This is a genomic window from Streptomyces sp. NPDC059994 (assembly GCF_042737755.1).
Taxonomy (GTDB): Bacteria; Actinomycetota; Actinomycetes; order Streptomycetales; family Streptomycetaceae; genus Streptomyces.
In genome coordinates this window covers 17,043-32,613 of the sequence record NZ_JBHWUR010000084.1, presented here as the reverse complement: position 1 = coordinate 32,613, position 15,571 = coordinate 17,043, and the positions used below count along the sequence as shown (strand labels likewise).

General features: G+C 71.1%; 16 protein-coding genes and 1 pseudogene. 10 read left to right on the top strand and 7 right to left on the bottom strand.

The genetic code is table 11. The features are described 5' to 3' along the window. Positions 1–403 precede the first annotated feature (403 nt). Positions 404–2,374 (top strand): alkyl sulfatase dimerization domain-containing protein, encoded by a 1,971-nt coding sequence (locus ACFWA7_RS30220; RefSeq protein ID WP_385826250.1) that lies wholly within the window; start codon positions 404–406, stop codon positions 2,372–2,374. Here ACFWA7_RS30220 and ACFWA7_RS30215 read toward each other — a convergent pair. Then, complete coding sequence (locus tag ACFWA7_RS30215) at positions 2,341–2,589, bottom strand: DUF397 domain-containing protein (protein WP_385826248.1); 249 nt, start codon at positions 2,587–2,589, stop codon at positions 2,341–2,343. The genes ACFWA7_RS30220 and ACFWA7_RS30215 overlap by 34 nt on opposite strands. Beyond that, positions 2,586–3,401 (bottom strand): helix-turn-helix domain-containing protein, encoded by an 816-nt coding sequence (locus ACFWA7_RS30210; RefSeq protein WP_385826246.1) that lies wholly within the window; start codon positions 3,399–3,401, stop codon positions 2,586–2,588. Before ACFWA7_RS30210 ends, ACFWA7_RS30215 begins: the two co-directional genes overlap by 4 nt. 96 nt (positions 3,402–3,497) lie before the next feature. On the opposite strand from ACFWA7_RS30210, the gene ACFWA7_RS30205 reads away from it, so the two are divergent. Both ACFWA7_RS30205 and ACFWA7_RS30200 read left to right on the top strand, forming a co-directional pair. Continuing rightward, positions 3,498–3,923, top strand: coding sequence for an ATP-binding protein (locus tag ACFWA7_RS30205; RefSeq protein WP_385826244.1), 426 nt, complete (start codon positions 3,498–3,500; stop codon positions 3,921–3,923). A gap of 4 nt (positions 3,924–3,927) precedes the next feature. Next, positions 3,928–4,200, top strand: coding sequence for an FG-GAP repeat domain-containing protein (locus ACFWA7_RS30200; RefSeq protein ID WP_385826256.1), 273 nt, complete (start codon positions 3,928–3,930; stop codon positions 4,198–4,200). A gap of 23 nt (positions 4,201–4,223) precedes the next feature. Here ACFWA7_RS30200 and ACFWA7_RS30195 read toward each other — a convergent pair whose 3' ends face one another. After that, positions 4,224–5,846 (bottom strand): amidohydrolase family protein, encoded by a 1,623-nt coding sequence (locus tag ACFWA7_RS30195; protein ID WP_385826254.1) that lies wholly within the window; start codon positions 5,844–5,846, stop codon positions 4,224–4,226. A 189-nt stretch (positions 5,847–6,035) separates the two neighbouring features. Then, a complete protein-coding gene (locus tag ACFWA7_RS30190; protein ID WP_385826242.1) occupies positions 6,036–7,307 on the bottom strand; it encodes an amino acid deaminase in 1,272 nt (423 codons plus the stop codon). Between the two features lie 170 nt (positions 7,308–7,477). Between ACFWA7_RS30190 and ACFWA7_RS30185 the strand changes: the two genes are divergently transcribed. The 4 genes from ACFWA7_RS30185 to ACFWA7_RS30170 all read left to right on the top strand — a co-directional run bounded on the left by ACFWA7_RS30185 (position 7,478) and on the right by ACFWA7_RS30170 (position 11,389). Further along, positions 7,478–8,575 (top strand): sugar kinase, encoded by a 1,098-nt coding sequence (locus ACFWA7_RS30185; protein ID WP_385826252.1) that lies wholly within the window; start codon positions 7,478–7,480, stop codon positions 8,573–8,575. Beyond that, positions 8,572–9,354: an IclR family transcriptional regulator gene (locus ACFWA7_RS30180; protein WP_385826240.1), complete on the top strand. Its 783-nt coding sequence runs from the start codon at positions 8,572–8,574 to the stop codon at positions 9,352–9,354. Before ACFWA7_RS30185 ends, ACFWA7_RS30180 begins: the two co-directional genes overlap by 4 nt. Continuing rightward, positions 9,351–9,764 (top strand): RidA family protein, encoded by a 414-nt coding sequence (locus tag ACFWA7_RS30175; protein ID WP_385544392.1) that lies wholly within the window; start codon positions 9,351–9,353, stop codon positions 9,762–9,764. The genes ACFWA7_RS30180 and ACFWA7_RS30175 overlap by 4 nt, the downstream gene beginning before the upstream one ends. Positions 9,765–9,913: 149 nt before the next feature. Continuing rightward, positions 9,914–11,389, top strand: a complete 1,476-nt coding sequence (locus ACFWA7_RS30170) for a GntP family permease (RefSeq protein WP_385826238.1) — start codon at positions 9,914–9,916, stop codon at positions 11,387–11,389. Positions 11,390–11,522: 133 nt separating this feature from the next. Here the strand turns inward: ACFWA7_RS30170 and ACFWA7_RS30165 are convergent, their stop codons facing one another. Continuing rightward, a complete protein-coding gene (locus ACFWA7_RS30165) occupies positions 11,523–11,762 on the bottom strand; it encodes a hypothetical protein (RefSeq protein ID WP_385544387.1) in 240 nt (79 codons plus the stop codon). Continuing rightward, entirely contained in the window at positions 11,759–11,983 is a 225-nt protein-coding gene (locus tag ACFWA7_RS30160) for a hypothetical protein (RefSeq protein WP_385826236.1), read from the bottom strand. The genes ACFWA7_RS30165 and ACFWA7_RS30160 overlap by 4 nt, the downstream gene beginning before the upstream one ends. Positions 11,984–12,113: 130 nt before the next feature. On the opposite strand from ACFWA7_RS30160, the gene ACFWA7_RS30155 reads away from it, so the two are divergent. Together ACFWA7_RS30155 and ACFWA7_RS30150 are read left to right on the top strand one after the other, a co-directional pair. Beyond that, complete coding sequence (locus ACFWA7_RS30155) at positions 12,114–13,067, top strand: Scr1 family TA system antitoxin-like transcriptional regulator (RefSeq protein WP_385544384.1); 954 nt, start codon at positions 12,114–12,116, stop codon at positions 13,065–13,067. Next, positions 13,030–13,164, top strand: a complete 135-nt coding sequence (locus tag ACFWA7_RS30150; RefSeq protein WP_385544381.1) for a DUF397 domain-containing protein — start codon at positions 13,030–13,032, stop codon at positions 13,162–13,164. The genes ACFWA7_RS30155 and ACFWA7_RS30150 overlap by 38 nt, the downstream gene beginning before the upstream one ends. A gap of 108 nt (positions 13,165–13,272) precedes the next feature. Here ACFWA7_RS30150 and ACFWA7_RS30145 read toward each other — a convergent pair whose 3' ends face one another. Next, a complete protein-coding gene (locus ACFWA7_RS30145; protein WP_385826234.1) occupies positions 13,273–14,631 on the bottom strand; it encodes a M14 family metallopeptidase in 1,359 nt (452 codons plus the stop codon). 296 nt (positions 14,632–14,927) lie between these two features. Here ACFWA7_RS30145 and ACFWA7_RS30140 point away from each other — a divergent pair. After that, a pseudogene (locus ACFWA7_RS30140) lies at positions 14,928–15,571 on the top strand (hypothetical protein); the annotation flags it as partial.

Below are 15,571 nucleotides of genomic sequence, written 5' to 3'. Positions count from 1 at the left end.
GGCTGAGCGCGCAGTTCCCCGCGCCCCTAAAAACGCGCCCCTTCGGGGCGCCCCTGTAAGGGGCGCGGGGAACTGCGCGACCAGCCGACCACGACCTGCAGACGAACCCCGGGCCAAGAAGGGGCGCGGGGAACTGCGCGCTCAGCCAGCGACAACCCGCAGACGAACCCCGGGCCGAAAAGGGGCGCGGGGAACTGTGCGACCAGCCCCCACCGGTCCGCAGATGAATGCCGGTCCGAGTGGGCGCACGCCCCGCAGGGGATATGGCCGGTTCAGAACGGGACATTCTCGGCCAAGACCGTCGCCCACGCCCTTCCCGCCCGGGCCGTGCGGAGTTACGTTCCCGCACCGCACCGCACCCGTGCGGCTCCGCATGCCCGCGCAGCCCTGAGGAGGCAGAACCATGACCAACGGCCGCAACGCCGCCGCCCACCCCGAGCCCGTCGAACCGACCGAACCGACCGAACCGACCGAACCGACCGAACCGACCGAACCGACCGAACCGGCCGAACCGGCCGAATCGACCGAACCGACCCCGTTCGTCGTCCGCAGCAACCGCCCCGCCGCGCAGGGCGTCCCCTCCGACGCCTCGGACTTCCGTAACTCCTCGCAGGGGCTGCTCGCGCGGCCGGACGTGTCCGTGATCCCGGCGCGCGACGGCAGGACGGCGGCCTGGGACTTCGGCCGGTTCGGCTTCCTGCGCGACGAGGACGAGATCCCGCCCTCCGTCAACGCGCGCGTATGGCGGCAGGGCCGGATGAACGCGATGGCGGGCCTCTACCTGGTCACCCGCGCCGAGGACGGCGGCGTCTACCAGGTCCGCGGCTACGACCTGGCCAACATGACGATCGTCGAGGGCCGCACCGGACTGATCGTGATCGACCCCCTCGGCTCGTACGAGACCGCGCAGTACGCCCTGCGGCTCTACCGCGCGACCACCGACGACCGCCGGCCGGTCAAGGCGATCGTCTACACCGCGAGCTGCGTCGACCACTTCGGCGGCTCGCGCGGCCTGTTCGCGGAGCGTGGCGACGCCGTCCCCGAGGACCTCGCGGTGTACGCGCCCGACGGCTTCCTCGACGACGCGGTCCGCCGCCATGTGGTGGAGGGCCTGGCCACGGCGTGCCTGGTGGACCACACGTACGGCACGCGCCTGGAAGCGGGGCCGTACGGGCTGATCGACAGCGGCCCGGGGCTCACCGTCTCGGCGGGCGAGGCCACCCTCGTACCGCCGACCCACCAGCTCTCCGGGGAGGTCGAGGCCGACGGCGTCCGCCTGGTCCTCCAGCCCGCCGCGGGCCTCCAGTCACCGGCGGAGATGAACGTCTACCTCCCCGACCGCAAGGTGCTCTATCTGACCGCCCCCGGCCTGCTCGGCGGCCTCGGGGACGTACGCGCCCGCCACCTCGACGAGACGCTGAAGGCCTTCGGCGGGGTCGCGGAGATCGTGGCCGGGGCGTACGAGTGGCCCGGCTGGGGCGACAAGGCCGTCTCCGCCCGGCTCGCCGCGCGCCGGGACGCCTGGGTCAGGCGCCAGACCCAGCCCTCGAACCGGCCCTTCTACGCCGCCGGGTACGTCGGCACCGCCACCCAGGCCGCCCGCCAGACCTGGCTGCGGCTGCTCGGCCACGAGTTCGTCGCCGCCACCGACGCGGTCGCCGCGACCCCCGCCTCCGCCACGACCGCCAAGCGGTACGTGGTGGCCCTGGGCGGCGCCGAGGCGGTGCTCGCCGCCGCGCGCGAGGAGTACGACGCCCAGACGCCCCGGTACGAGCGCGTCGTCGAGCTCCTCGACCACGTGGTGGCCGCCGCCTGCGACCCGGCGGCGGTGTCGCCCGCGGTCCTGGAGGCCGCCACCTCGCTCCAGGCGCTGGCCCTGACCCAGCTCGGCTACCTCGCCGAGTACGGCCCGCTGCGCAACGCCTATCTGACCGCCGCCCGCGACCTGCGCCCCGGCCCGCAGCCGCCCGGCTCCCGCCCCGTCGTCGCCGACCTGGTCCGCTACGCCAACCCCGCCCAGTACTTCGCGGCCGTGGCAGCCCGCCTCGACGGCCCTCGCGCCGCCGAACTGCGCTACCCCATCGTCCTGTTGTGGACCTTCACCAACACCGGGCAGTCGGGCGTCACGGTGCTGCGCGACGGCGTCCTCGTCTACACCGACACCCGGGGCGACACCATGCCCCCCGGCGTGGACAAGCCGCAGGCCACGATCACGCTGACGCGTGACGCGCTGGACCAACTCCTCGCCCCGGGGCCGGACTTCGCCGCGAACTTCGACGCGGCGGTACGCGCGGGCCGCGTCCAGGTCGACGACCGGGCCGCGGCGGACACGGTGTTCGGCTACCTGCGCCCGGCGATCCCGGCCGTGAACTGAGCCCAGGCGGCGGCGGGGACAGTAAACGTCGGGCTGTCCCCGCCGAGCTTGGAGTCCCGGACGTGAACGGTGTGGGGGCAGGTGGCGATTTCGACGCAGTTGCTGCCCTGGGAGTCGCTGTAGCTGGACTTGTGCCAGTCGAGGGCGACTTCGATGCATTCGCCGCCCTGGGAGTCGCTGTAGCTGGACTTGAACCAGGTGAGTTGCTCGCTCATAGTTCCTCCGCCAACTTCTTGATGAACTGCGCTGAATCCTCGACCCCAAGAGCTTGCATGCGGATCATGCCATGGGACTGGCTCAGTTCGCTGACCTTGGCGGGATCGGAGTACAGCGCGCTCGTCTCGGGCGCCTCGATGTAAGTGAGGTGCTCGTGGTCGACGGTTTCGAGCAGGACGAAGGACCCGTTGAGAGCGAGTCCGCCGCATCGGCCAACCCGCAGAACCTGAAGTGACACGTTGCGCAATGCGCCGACCTCCACCAAGCGGTGCAGCTGGCGGCGCATGACTTCCCGTCCGCCCGTCATGGTGCGTAGCGCAGCCTCGTACACCACGAAGCCGAACGCGGTGGTCGGCCTTCGAGTGAACGCCTCCTGTCGTGCGAGCCGAGCCTTTACTCGGGCATCGACGGTTTCGTCGTCGAGCGGCGGGTAGCTCTCGCTGATCAGCGTCCGGGCGTACTCCTCGGTCTGTAGCAGGCCAGGAATCAGGAGCGGAGCGTAGAAGTTGAGGGCGATCGCCTCCGCCTCGACCAGCATGTACTCCTGCGACCGTGCTGGATACGGCTCCGGCTTCAGGTAGCGGTTTGCAGCCAGCAACTTCCCTTGTGCACCGCACATTTGGTCGGCAACGGTCAGCAGTCGCAAAGTCGGCTTGCGGCGACCGTTCTCCATCGACTTGACGTACTCGTAGTGGTAGTTCGTTTCCTTGCACAGGTCTTCGCGGGACACCCCCGCGCTCTCGCGCCAGAGTTTGACCTGATCACCGCAGTAGCGCCACGCCATCGGCGGTTGTGATTGCGCCTCGGTCATCGAAACCCGCCCCTCCGGGTACCTCGCGGGTACAGCGGGGAAAGTACCCACTTTGATACTCCCTGAGGCTATGCCCGGCCCAGCACCGTATGAGCCATGGATTGCAGAACTTCCCCCCGTCCGAAGGACGTTGAGTGGCCGCTTCCGCGCACTCCCCGCAGCGTCGGCCACGCGCGAGCGCTCCTGGCGGAGCAGGCGCGCGCCTGGAAGGTCCCCGACGAGCTGACCGAAACCGCCGTCCTCCTGCTCAGCGAGCTGATGACCAACGCCGTCCGGCACGCACACGTACCGCTCGGCCAAGCAGTCGTCGCCCGATGCGTGCTCGGCGGGGACATCTTCCGCGTCGAGGTGATCGACGCGAACGTGGCGCTGCCGTGCCCGAGACCGGCGGGGCCGGACGACGGGTCGGGGCGCGGGCTCGCGCTGGTCGAGGCGCTGTCGGACGCGTGGGGCGCCAACCCGCGCCCGTACGGGACGGGCAAGACGGTCTGGTTCGAACTGATCACCGGAGGACGGCTATGATCCGCTGACTTTTCCACGCGTTCGCGCATACCCGAACCAGCTCGCCTCGCCCGGCGACCTCAACGGCGACGGCAAGGCGGACCTGATGGCCCGCGACGGGTCCCGGAACCTGTGGCTGTACCCGGGCAACGGCCGGGGCACCTTCGGCGGGCGCGCCAAGCTGCCGTGCGCCTGGCCCGCGGACGCCCCGGTACTGGCCACCGGTGACGTCAACGGGGACGGGATCTCCGACCCCATGCGGCCCGTCGGCGGACATGATCTGGGACAACGCCCGTAACGTACACGCGTTCTGACGAGGCGTCAGCGTGAGGACGGGGTGGGCGTCCTGCGGACCGCCCGCCCCGCGAGCACGTCCGTGCGCCGTCCGTCCTCGATGACGAACTTCCCGTCGATCAGGACGTACGGGATGCCGGTGGGCAGGGTCCGGGGCCGCTCGAAGGTGGAACCCGCCGCGACCGTCTCCGGGTCGAACAGGACGACGTCCGCGCGGTAGCCCTCCTTGATCAGGCCCCGGTCCGGGAGCCGCAGGCGGGCCGCCGGGCGCGAGGTCAGATGGGCGACCATCTCCTCCAGGGGGAGGACGCCCAGGTCGCGGGCGTAGTGGCCCAGAAAGTGCGGGAACGTGCCGTAGGCGCGCGGGTGGGGCTTGTCGCCCTGGAGGATGCCGTCGCTGCCGCCGGTGTGGACGCGGTGGCGCATGATCTCCCGCACGTTCTCCTCGTGGCCCACGTGCTGGAGGATCGTCGAGCCGAGGCCGTCGTCGATCAGGAGGCGGCGGGCGGCCGTCCAGGGCGCCTCGCCGCGCGCGCGGGCCGACTCGGCGACCGTCCGGCCCACCCGGGACGCCAGGGCCGGATCGCTCACCCCCGAGATCTCGATCGTCTCCCAGTCGATGGGGACGCCGTGGCAGCCGTCCGCCCCCACGACCTCCATGTCGTGGCGGATCCGCTCGGCCGTCGCGTCGTCCCGCAGCCGCGCCAGGACCGTCCCGGGGCCGCCCTCGCCCGCCCAGCTCGGCAGCATCGCGGCGAGCGTCGTACAGCCCGGGGTGTACGGATAGGTGTCGAGCGTGATGTCGGAACCGGTTTCGAGTGCTCGGTCCAGGAGGGCGAGGAGCTCCGGCGCCCTTCCCTCGTTCACGCCGAAGTTCATCGTGGCGTGGGCCAGGTGCAGCGCGCAGCCGGCCGCGCGGGTGAGCTCCACCATCTCCTCGTACGCGCGCAGGGCGCCCGCGCCGTACGAGCGGTGGTGGGGGCAGTAGTAGCCGCCGTACCGGGCCACGACCTTGCAGAGCTCGGTGAGCTCCGCGTCCGGGGCGTACATGCCGGGGGTGTACGTGAGCCCGGACGACATCCCGACCGCGCCCTGTTCGAGCCCCTCGGTCACCAACTGCCGCATGCGGTCGAGCTCTTGGGATGTGGCCTCGCGGTCCTCCCAGCCCATGGCGTACATCCGGACCGTGCCCTGGGGGATCAGGTAGGCGGCGTTGACCGCGATGCCGTTCCCGTCGAAGCCGTGGTCCAGGCGGTCGAGGTAGCCGCCCACGCTGTGCCAGGTGAAGTCGATGTCCGAGCCGTCGCCGTTCCAGCCGGTGATCGCCTTGCGGACCTGGGTGAGGGTGCGGTCGTCCACGGGCGCGTACGAGAGGCCGTCCTGGCCCAGGACCTCCAGGGTGACGCCCTGGGCGGCCTTGGCGCTGTGGTCCGGGTCGCGGAGGAGGGCCAGGTCGGAGTGGGCGTGCATGTCGATGAAGCCGGGGGCCAGGGCTAGGCCTCGGGCGTTCAGGGTGCGGGCCCCCGTGAGGCGGGGGGTGTACTCGGGGTGGATCGCCGCGATTCGGCCGTCGTGGATGCCGACGTCGGCGCGGTGGCCGGGGGCGCCGGTGCCGTCTATGACGAGGGTGTCGCGGATGACGAGGTCCATGAGCCGGTTTCCGTTCGCGGTCGCTGAGGTCACGGGCGGATCCCCCACCCCGCCCCTTCCCGAAAGCCCTCTGGTGGGTGGCCGGGGGCTTCGTCTGCGGGCCGTGTGTGGCTGGTCGCGCAGTCCCCGCGCCCCTGGGTGGTCAGGGGCGCGGGGAACTGCGCGAGCAACCCACCACGGCCCGCAGGCTCAGAAGTACGTCCGGATGTAGTCCGTCACCGTGCCGTCCGCCTCCACCAGGGGGATCAGCGGCCACTTGTCGAAACTGGTGCACGGGTGGGAGAGGCCCAGGCCCACCCAGTCGCCGACCTCCAGCTCCACGTCCGGGGCGGTGCGCAGCCAGGCGTGCTGGTCGGAGAGTGCGGTGACCTCGATGCCGGTCGCGGGGCGCTGGACCCCGTCCCGCGCCCCGCGCACCACCTGCGCCTCGGGCAGGTCGAGGTCGTACGCCGCGTCCCGCTTGCCCGCGTTCACGAACGCCTGGTCGGGGCTGGGCCGGGAGACGACCTGCGCCCACAGGCGGAAGGCGGGGTGCAGGGCGCCCTCTTCCGGGATGCGGTTGAAAGGCGTGACCCGTCGGTACTGGCCGTCGTCGTGCGAGACGTACGCGCCCGAGCGCAGCAACTTCAATACGGGAAGGGACAGTTCGGGGATCTCGGCGAAGACGTCGGCCACCGCGTCGAACCAGGCGCTGCCGCCCGCGCTGACCACGATCTCGTCGAGTCCCGTCGCCGAGAAGCGGCCCGCCTTGTCGAACTCCGAGGCCAGCGCGGTCAGCCTGCGCAGCCAGGCCGCGACCCGCTCCGGAGCGGCCCCGGGGACCTCGGCCTCGTAACCCGCCACGCCCACCAGGCGCAGGGTGCGGGTGGCGGCCACCGCGTCGGCGACCGCCGTGCAGTCGGCCTCGGTACGGGCACCGGTGCGGGCGCCGTCGCCCGCGCCCAGCTCGACGACGACGTCCACCGGGCGGACCGCGCCGGCGAGCGCCGCGTCCATCAGCTCGACCCCGCGCACCGAGTCCACGTAACAGATGAACCGGAAGTCGGCGTCCCGCGCCAGCTCCCCGGCGATCCACTTCAGGGCCGCCGCGTCCACCAGCTCGTTGGCGAGGAAGATCCGCGGGGTGCCGAACGCGCGGGCTACGCGCACCTGGTGGGGCACGGCCAGGGTGATGCCCCAGGCGCCGTGGTCGAGCTGGCGGGCGAAGAGCTCGGGGGCCATCGTGGTCTTGCCGTGCGGGGCGAAGGCGAGGCCGTGCCGGGTCGCGTAGGTCTCCATCAGCGCGAGGTTGTGCTCCAGGCGCTCGGCGGAGAGGGCGAGCACGGGGGTGGTGAAGCCGTCCGTGAACAGGTTCCGGCGCTGGGCCGCCAGCTCGCCGACGGTCAGGCCGTCGGCGTCCGGGGGCAGCCCCTTGAAGCGGTGGTCGACGCGCTCTTCGGCCAGTCCTGCCAGGAACCCCATGGAAGCCTCCGTGATGCGTTGCAGCATGTGCAACGCCCGTTGCGTGTATCGCGTACTGCTGTCTAACATCCGGCCCAACGCCGGGTCAATGGTGCACCGGTTCGCCGGTTCGACGGTGCGAGGAGCGAGGGCGCGTGGTGGATGTGGATGTCGTCTGTCTCGGAGAGTCCATGGTCACCTTCCTGCCGTCCCGGCCCGGGCGCCTCGCCGACGTGCCGTCCTTCGCCCGGGGGACCGGCGGCGCCGAGTCCAACGTGGCGTGCGCGCTGGCGGCCGCCGGGCACGCGGTGAAGTGGGTCAGCCGGGTGGGGGCGGACGGCTTCGGGGACCACCTGGTCGAGGCGGTGGGCGCGTACGGCGTGGACACCTCGGGGGTGCGCCGCGACCCCCGGCGGCCCACCGGCGTCTACTTCCGCACCGCCGACGACCGGGCCGCCGGGACGCACGAGGTCGTCTACTACCGGTCCGGGTCGGCGGCGTCCGCGATGTCGCCGGGGACGGTGCCGCCGGGTGAGGTGTGGGCGGGGCGGGTGCTGCACCTGTCCGGCATCACGGCCGCGCTCTCCGCGGACTGCCTGGCGCTGATGTGCTCTCTGCTGGAGCGTCGGCCCGGGCGCCCGCTGGTGTCGTTCGACGTCAACCACCGGTCAGAACTGTGGCGTTCGGGAGCTGATCCCCGTGTGTCGCTGGAGCTGGCGCGGGGGGCGGACGTGGTGTTCGTGGGGGAGGACGAGGCGGAGGAGGCGTGGGGGGTGCGGGGCGCGGACGCGGTGCGGGCGGCTCTGCCGGAGGTGGGGGTGGTGGTGGTCAAGCGGGGCGCGCGGGGGGTGACCGTGTTTGAATCCCCCACCCCGCCCCTTCCCGAAACTCTCCGAGGGCGCTCTTCGGCCGCGGACCGTGCTGGGCTGGGCGCGCAGTTCCCCGCGCCCCTGGGAGGGCCCTCCGGGCCCATTGAGCAGCGCGAGCAACCCGGTCGAACGGGAACCGTCGTCCCCGCACCCCGCGTCCGCGTCATCGCGCCCACCGGCGCCGGTGACGCCTTCGCCGCCGGGTTCCTGCACGGCACCCTGCGAGGGCTGCCCGCACGGGAGCGGGCCCGCCACGGGCACCTCATGGCCGCCGCCGTGCTCACCGTGCCCGGTGACCACACGGCCCCGCCGTCCCGGGCGCACGCCGACCGGCTTGCCGCCCTGGACGACGACGCCTGGGGGAGACTTCGTCTCGGCCCCGGGTGGACGGGGGAGGAGCAGGAGGTACGTACGCCATGAGCCAGACCGTCGACCGCGCGCTGAGCATCCTGCCGCTGCTCGCGCAGGGCCCCGCCGACCTCGGGCAGGTGGCCGAGCGGCTCGGGGTGCACAAGTCGACCGCCCTGCGGCTGCTGCGCACCCTGCACGAGCACGGCCTCGTCTACCGCCAGGAGGACCAGCGCTACCGCCTCGGCGCCCGCCTCTTCGCGCTCGCCCAGGAGGCCGTCGAGAACCTCGACGTACGGGAGATCGCGCACCCCCATCTCGTCGCGCTCAACGAGCGGATCGGGCACACCGTCCACCTCGCCGTGTACGAGGACGGCGAGGTGCTGTACATCGACAAGGTCGAGAGCCGCTATCCGGTGCGGATGTACTCCCGGGTCGGCAAGCCCGTCGCCATCACCGTCGCCGCCGTCGCCAAGCTGCTCCTCGCCGACCTGCCCGACACCGAGCGCCGCGCGGTCGCCGACAAGCTCGACTACCCCATGTACACGTCCCGTTCGACACCGAACGCCCCCGCGTTCCTCAAGGAGCTCGCGACCGTACGCGAACAGGGCTGGGCCACCGACCTCGGCGGCCACGAGGAGTCCATCAACTGCGTGGGCGCGCCCGTACGCGGCACCGACGGCCGCGTCGTCGCCGCGATGTCCGTCTCCGCCCCCAACGTCGTCGTCACCGCCGAGGAACTCCTCGGCCTCCTCCCGCTGGTGCGCCGCACCGCGGACGCCATCAGCCGGGAGTACTCCGGCAACCTCGCCGACACCCCTGATATCCCTGACAAGGAAGGCAGTTCATGACCGAGAAGGTCGCTCTCACCCCCGCCACCCACACCACCCCGCCCGCCAGGTTCTCGCACGGCGTGCGCAAGGGCAACATCCTCCAGGTCGCCGGGCAGGTCGGGTTCCTGCCCGCCGAGGAGGGCAAGCCGCCCACGACCGCAGGCCCCACCCTGCGCGAGCAGACCCTCCAGACCTTCGCCAACGTCAAGGCGATCCTGGAGGAGGGCGGCGCCACCTGGGACGACGTGATGATGACGCGCGTCTACCTCACCGACGTCGGCCACTTCGCCGAGATGAACGAGATCTACAACGCCTACTTCGATGAGCAGGGCCTGAAGGCCCCCGCCTCGGCGCGTACGACCGTGTACGTGGGCCTGCCCAAGGGCCTGCTGATCGAGATCGACGCGCTGGCGGTACTCGACAACTGACCTCCGTCACTCACCTTCGTAACTGACCTCCCCATGCCCTTAGTACGACCGCTCCACAGGCCGCACGGAGCGGCGCCCCGGACCGCCGGCGCGCCGCCCCGCGGTCCCCCACGTCCTGGAACAGCCCTGCCAGCCAACGGAGCCCCCGCATGTCGTTCCCGCTCGCCACCACACCCCCGCCGCCTCCGCCGCACACCGGCGGGATCCTCCCCCTCATCGGCGGCACGACCGGTCTGCTGACCGTCGCCGCCCTGGGCATCGCCCTCCTCCTCTACCTGATCATCAAGGTCAGGCTCCAGCCGTTCGTGGCGCTGCTCGCCGTCTCCATAGCCGTCGGCCTCGGGGCCGGGCTCTCCGTCACCGAACTCTTCGGCACGGTCCAGAAGTCCGCCGCCGTCTCGACGGTCGAGTCCGGCATGGGCGGCATCCTCGGACACGTCGCGATCATCATCGGGCTCGGTACGATGCTGGGCGCGATCCTCGAAGTCAGCGGCGGCGCACAGGTGTTGAGCGCCCGGCTGCTGGCCCTGTTCGGGGAGGAGCGCGCCCCCCTCGCGATGGGCCTGACCGGCCTGGTCTTCGGCATCCCGGTCTTCTTCGACGTCGGCATCTTCGTCCTGGCGCCGATCGTGTACGCGGCGGCCAGACGCTCCGGCAAGTCGATCCTCCTGTACGCCATGCCGCTCCTGGCCGGCCTCTCCATGACCCACGCCTTCCTGCCCCCGCACCCCGGCCCGGTGGCCGCCGCCGGGCTCTTCCACGTCTCGCTCGGCTGGGTGATCCTGATGGGCGCGGTCGTCGGCCTCCCGTCGGTGCTGGCGGCCTGGGCGTACGCCGCGTGGATCGGCAAGCGGATCTTCGTCGAGGTGCCGCAGGACATGGTGGAGGCGGCCGAGGAGGCGAGGGCGGCGGTGGCGGCGGAGCAGTCGGCGGCGGGGGTCGCTCCGCAGGAGAAGCCGGTTGCGCTGGCGACGGTCCTGGCGATCATCGGAACGCCGCTGCTCCTGATCCTGTCGGCGACGTTCTCGTCCATCGCCCTTGATCCGTCCCGTGGCCGCTCGGTGATCGAGTTCTTCGGCAACCCGTTCGTGGCCCTGACGATCGCGCTCGTCCTCGCCTACTACCTGCTCGGCATCCGGCGCGGCTGGTCCCGCAGATCCCTGGAGACGGTGTCGACGGCCTCCCTCAAGCCGGTCGGCAACATCCTGCTGGTGGTGGGCGCGGGCGGAGTCTTCGGCGCGGTCCTGAAGGCGTCCGGGATCGCGGACGCGCTGGCGAAGACCTTCCACGACGTCGGCCTGCCGGTCATCGTGCTGGCCTGGCTGATCTCGGTGGCCCTGCGGGTCGCCCAGGGCTCGGCGACGGTCGCGATCGTCACGACGGCGGGCATCGTGGTGCCCCTGGTCGAGGGCGCGGCCTACTCCCAGGCCCATCTCGCCCTCATCATCATGGCGATCTCGGCCGGCTCGATCTTCGCGTCCCATGTCAACGACGGGGGTTTCTGGATGGTGTCGAAGTACTTCGGCATCACGGAACGGGACACGTTGAAGTCGTGGACGGTGCTGGAGACGGTGCTGTCCGTGGCGGGGTTCGGGGTGGCGGGGCTGCTGAGCTTGGTGATTTGAGCCCCACTCCGCCCCACCCACCCCACCCCTTCCCGCTGTGACATCTGCGGCTCCGCCCCCGCCCCCCCGGGCGGCGGTGCGGTGCGACCCTTCTTCCCCGCCCCCGAATCGGTCGCCATGGAGGCAAGAAAACTCAGCGAAACAGCGGTGAGCGGGGGATACGGCGTCCGGGCGGCACGGCGGCGCGGCTGACTGCGATGGCGGTGGTGTTGCCCACCACGTACACGTTGCCATCGCTGAACTCCAGGCACCGGCGCAGCCCACGCACTTGTCGGATGTTCGTCACCTGGTGGCGGATGCCGCCCACCGCGATGAGATCACCGAGCAGGACGTCGTTGCCCAGCACGGTTTGTTCCAGCATCACCGGTCTCATGAACCCTCCTCCAGTAGGAATACGGCGCCTCCGGGAGCTGACTCCAGCCTCCGCAGCAACCCCGCCTCCATCGCCCGCAGCGACTCCAGGGACGGCCGGGCCTCGAAGACCGGCGGCCACCACTCCGGCGCCAGACGCCAGAACTCCCCCGCCGTTATCAGCGACTCCAGTTCCGCCGTCCGAGCAGCCGCCGGGGCCTGCGGGGTAGTCCGGTCATTCATCGCGCTGCGCCCCTTCGCGTACGTCACACGGACTCAATTACCGTCTGTTCCACAATGGTTGCGCTCGGTGGCGTACGATCACAACGCGTCACGCGTTCCAGTGGAGTTCTGTCACGCGGAGGAATGGCCGATGAGTCGCCGAAACGCAGCCGGAGGGAAGGCCACCACCACGGGGGCCGTCTTCGGTGAGCTGCTGAAACACCTACGGGAGTCGGCCGGGCTCACCCAGGAAGGACTGGCCAAGCGGATTCCCTGTGACCGGTCCCTGGTGGCCCGTGTCGAAGCCGGTACCCGGGTCCCGCAAGACACGTTCGCGGACACCTGCGACATCGTGCTGAAGACGGGCGGCACTCTCCTGCACCTGTGGGCCCGCATCGACTGGTACCCAGAAGTCGAACACCCCGACTGGTTCCAGCGCCGCGCGGACATGGACGCCGAAGCTGTGGCCCTCCGCGCCTTCGGAACCCACGTGATCCCCGGCCTGTTACAGACCGAAGAGTACGCACGGGCGCTGTTCTCTCGCGTGGCAGCAGGCAAGGACCGCGACCTCGTCGAGGAACGCACCCGGGCAAGGCTCAGCCGACAACAACGGTTCCTGAGCCAGGACGGACCCCTCCTCCTCGCGGTGCTGGACGAAAGCACGATCCGTAACGCCATCGGAGGCGACGCGGTCATGCACGGGCAGTGCGCCCACCTGTTGGAGGTGGGACAGCGGCCCAACATCCGTATCCAAGTCGCCCCGGCGGACCGCCCCGATCTCGTGTGCCCCGACACGTCCATGTCGCTGATCACGCTGCCGGACGGGCATGATTGGGTCTACTCGGAGTCACTGGACCGTGGCCATTTCAACGACGATCCGTCAGTATTCGCTAGACATGCCCAGACCTATGATGTGCTCAGGGCGGACGCTCCGTCCGTCCGTGACTCTGCCGCTCTGATCAGCGAAGCGATGGAAGGGTACGGGCACCATGGACAGGCACGGTCTCAGCGCGGCGACATGGATCAAGAGCACCTACAGCGGAAGCAACGGCGGCGACTGCGTCGAGGTGGCCCCCGGTATCCCCGACGTAGTCCCCGTACGTGACAGCAAGCGCCCCTCAGGTCCCGCGCTGGTCTTCCCGGTCGCCTCATGGTCCGCGTTCATCACAGGCGTGACCACAGGGAACCTCACCACCCACTAGTCCCGGCAACACCGAAGCAGCCCCGGACGGACCGCCGGCCGGGGCTGCGGCACTGCCGGGAGGGGCGGGGTGGGGGAAACCACCCCGCCAGGCGGAGCACTCCGCATGTCAACCCGTGCAGTACTGCTGCTCCTTGCCGATCGACCGGTACATGCAGTCGGCGTTTTCGAGCAACTGCAACACCGCGTCCTTGTTCCGCGAGGTCTCCCGCTCGATGACCTCGTCCGGCGGGTAGAACCCGCCACCCGCGCCCGACTCACCCGGGTACATCTCGAACGTGAAGTCGAAGATCTTCTGCGTGCCCCAGAGGAAGTCGTCGATCGTGCCGTCCGTGATGTACAGGTCGCTGGACTGCTCCGGCGTATACCCGTTGGACGCCGCCATCTTGCCGCCGACCGCGGCGTACGCGTCGTGGTCGTCCTTCGTCAGGCCCGGCGCCGTGTCGTTGTACGTGTAGCCGAACGGCCACAGCACCAGCTCGCTGTACGTGTGGAAGTCGATCCCCGCCTTGATCTGCTGCTTGCCGCCCACCACCCGGCTGCGGGCGAAGTCGGAGACGACCTTCACCTCGGGTGCGGACTCGGCGGCCGAGCCGCGGTACGTCTCGGAGCCCTTGCTGGAGGAGGAGCCGCCGCAGCAGCCCCACTTGTAGTTCCAGTTGCGGTTCAGGTCCGTACCGACGTACGAGGAACCGGAGTTGGGCTGGCGGTTCTTGCGCCACGAGCGGTAGGAGCCCGTCGCGATGTCGTACTCGCCGCCGTCCGGGTTGAGGTCCGGCACGATCCAGATCTCGCGGTTGTTCACCATGTTGGTGATCCGCGAGTCCGTGCCGTACCCGGCCCCGAACTCGCGCAGCAGGTACAGCGCCATCTCCACCGTCAGGTGCTCCCGGGCGTGCTGGTGGAAGGTGAACAGCACCTCCGGCTCGTTCTCGTCCGTCGCCACGTTGTCGCTGACCTTGATCGCGACGATGTCCCGGCCCTGGTACGACTTGCCGATCACGCGCTTGCTCATGATCGAGGGGTACTGGGCGAGGCGCTGGTCGATCTCCGTCGTCGCCTCGGCGTAGTTGTGGTACTTCGAGTCCGCCGGCGGGAAGTCGAAGGGCTGGGCCTGCACGCCGTTCGAGCGGTTGGGCGGTCCGGGCAGCGCCTTGAGCGCGTACCCGAGCGTGCGCAGGTTCTTCGCCTGAGCCGCGTCCGCGCTGACCACGACGGTGTGCTCGCGCACCTCGTCGATGGCGACCCCGGTCGCGGCGATGGCGGTGCGCGCGGCGGGGGTGGCCGGGCCGTGGATCTCGTACTGGGTGGTGGCCTCGTCGGCGGCCACGTCGGCGCGTTCGCGGGGCGTGGGCGCCGGGGACGCGGTGGCGTGGGCGGTGAGCGGCGCGGCCAGGGCCATCGCGAGGAGGGCCGCGAGGCCCGCCGAGCGTCTGGCGGTGCCGCGCGTACGCGTACGGAGTCGCATGAATTCTCCTGGGGATTCGGAGGTGGGGGTGTTCATGTCGACGTTGCTGTGTGCCGGTGTGTGCGGTGCGTCGCCCCCCGAGCTTCTGCTTCTGGCATGTAAGCGTCAAGATGGGCTGCCTTCACCCGGTGGGGCATGGGTGATTTCTCGTCAAGAACCTTTTGCCTACCGCGAGTTAGCCCAAAAGGGCGCTCGCCCGCGACCCCAGTCCGACCGGACCCCGGCGGACGGCAATGGGAAGCCGAGGGTCGGAGCGGGCTTGTGTTGCCTGCGCGCGCGGTGTGACTCTCCGCGCCATGCCGCACACTCAACTGCCCGACCACGGGGCGGTCCTCGCGGAGGTGAGGGGAGTGCGGCGGGCCGGGATCGTGCGGCGGGCCGGGATCGTCCGGCTGCGGGAGCCCCGGCTGCGGAAGCCCCGGGTGCCGGCGCTCGCCGCGATATCGGACGGCCTGGGGGCGGCGGCCCCAGGGGCACCGCGCTTCCCGGCCGTCGAGCGGCTGCTGCGGCTCGCGGTCTCCCGCATCGGCGGCGGCACGTTCCAGGAGGCCGCCGAGTACGGCCTCGGGCTCGCCCAGGGCACCCGCGACCGGCCGGCCGCCGACCGCCGCAAGCGCGCCGCGCAGGTCTACGGCATCAGCGTCGAGCGCTTCCGCAGGCGTCATGAGCTGATGGTGCTCGGCGAGGTCGCCGGACAGACCGTCCGCATGGCGCCGGTGGGCCGTACGGTCGTACGAGATGCCCCCGTGGCGCCCTTCCCCGGAGCCGGGAGGTCCCGCGCCCGCGCGGCGCCCCCGCGCACCGGCGGCTGCGGGGCCGATCCGCGCGGAACTCCGAGGACCGGCCGGTGGGCCGTACGGTCGTACGAGATGCCCCCGTGGCGCCCTTCCCCGGAGCCGGGAGGTCCCGCGCCCGCGCGGCGCCCCCGCGCACCGGCGGC

Coding starts and splice junctions, on each gene's coding strand:
- ACFWA7_RS30220 (WP_385826250.1), top strand. CDS start 404: ATGACCAACGGCCGCAACGCCGCCGCCCACCCCGAGCCCGTCGAACCG.
- ACFWA7_RS30215 (WP_385826248.1), bottom strand. CDS start 2,589: ATGAGCGAGCAACTCACCTGGTTCAAGTCCAGCTACAGCGACTCCCAG.
- ACFWA7_RS30210 (WP_385826246.1), bottom strand. CDS start 3,401: ATGACCGAGGCGCAATCACAACCGCCGATGGCGTGGCGCTACTGCGGT.
- ACFWA7_RS30205 (WP_385826244.1), top strand. CDS start 3,498: ATGGATTGCAGAACTTCCCCCCGTCCGAAGGACGTTGAGTGGCCGCTT.
- ACFWA7_RS30195 (WP_385826254.1), bottom strand. CDS start 5,846: ATGGACCTCGTCATCCGCGACACCCTCGTCATAGACGGCACCGGCGCC.
- ACFWA7_RS30190 (WP_385826242.1), bottom strand. CDS start 7,307: ATGGGGTTCCTGGCAGGACTGGCCGAAGAGCGCGTCGACCACCGCTTC.
- ACFWA7_RS30185 (WP_385826252.1), top strand. CDS start 7,478: ATGGTCACCTTCCTGCCGTCCCGGCCCGGGCGCCTCGCCGACGTGCCG.
- ACFWA7_RS30180 (WP_385826240.1), top strand. CDS start 8,572: ATGAGCCAGACCGTCGACCGCGCGCTGAGCATCCTGCCGCTGCTCGCG.
- ACFWA7_RS30175 (WP_385544392.1), top strand. CDS start 9,351: ATGACCGAGAAGGTCGCTCTCACCCCCGCCACCCACACCACCCCGCCC.
- ACFWA7_RS30170 (WP_385826238.1), top strand. CDS start 9,914: ATGTCGTTCCCGCTCGCCACCACACCCCCGCCGCCTCCGCCGCACACC.
- ACFWA7_RS30165 (WP_385544387.1), bottom strand. CDS start 11,762: ATGAGACCGGTGATGCTGGAACAAACCGTGCTGGGCAACGACGTCCTG.
- ACFWA7_RS30160 (WP_385826236.1), bottom strand. CDS start 11,983: ATGAATGACCGGACTACCCCGCAGGCCCCGGCGGCTGCTCGGACGGCG.
- ACFWA7_RS30155 (WP_385544384.1), top strand. CDS start 12,114: ATGAGTCGCCGAAACGCAGCCGGAGGGAAGGCCACCACCACGGGGGCC.
- ACFWA7_RS30145 (WP_385826234.1), bottom strand. CDS start 14,631: ATGCGACTCCGTACGCGTACGCGCGGCACCGCCAGACGCTCGGCGGGC.